Below are 964 nucleotides of genomic sequence, written 5' to 3' on the forward strand. Positions count from 1 at the left end.
GGCCCGATGCGTGCGAGGGCCGTGCTGGTGGTCGCGCAGGTCGCGCTGGCGCTCGTGCCGCTGGTGGGCGCGGGCCTGATGCTGCGCACGCTCCATGCGCTGCATGCCGTGGCGCCGGGCTTCGACCCGCGAGGCGTCAGCGCGATGGACCTGTCATTCCCCCGCGAGGCCTACGGGAGGGATGACACCCGCCGACGGCAGGTGAGTACGGAGCTGCTGGCGCGGGTGCGGGCGTTGCCGTCGGTGCAGTCCGCGGGACTGGCCAGCACGCTGCCGCTGTGGAACCGCAACGGCTTCAGCGCGGTGGTGCTGCCCGGTGAGACAGAGGCGGAGGCCCAGGCGCGCGAAGCGGTCAACTTCCGCGCGGTGAGCGACGGCTACTTCGCCACGCTGCGCATCCCACTGAAGGAGGGCCGCGACGTGAACGCCACGGACGGCGCGGGCGCGGCGCCGGTGATGGTGGTCAACGAGACCTTCGCGCGGCGCTTCCTTTCAAAGGGCTCCGCGTTGGGCCAGCGCGCACGACTGACGCTCGACGGCGAGCCGTTCCGGGAGGTGGTGGGCGTGGTGGGAGACGTGCACCACGCGAGCCTCGCGGAGGAGCCGCGCGCGGAGGTGTACCTGCCCATGGATCAATTCGAGGGCCTGTTCATGGTCGTCGCCGTCCGCGCCACCCGGGACTCACAGGCGCTGCTGCCCGCGCTGCGCGAACAGCTTCGCGCGGTGGATCCAAGCCTGCCGCTGGTCCAGGTGCGCGACCTGGAGGCCGTGGTGGAGGAGAGCCTGGGCCGCACGCGGGTGATGGGCGGCCTGCTCACGGCCATGGCGGTGCTCGCGCTGACGCTGGCGGGCGTGGGGCTGTACGGCGTGCTGGCGTACACGGTGAGCCAGCGCACGCGCGAGCTGGGCATCCGCATGGCGCTGGGCGCGACGGACCGGCAGGTGCTGTGGCTGGTGGTGGGGC

The 964-nt window shown here is 72.9% G+C and carries 1 protein-coding gene; it reads left to right on the top strand.

The features are described from left to right. A partial coding sequence (locus D7Y11_RS42700; RefSeq protein ID WP_126936522.1) for an ABC transporter permease occupies positions 1 to 964 on the top strand: 964 nt, incomplete at both ends.

The organism is Corallococcus sp. AB018, assembly GCF_003986945.1.
GTDB lineage: Bacteria > Myxococcota > Myxococcia > Myxococcales > Myxococcaceae > Corallococcus > Corallococcus exiguus.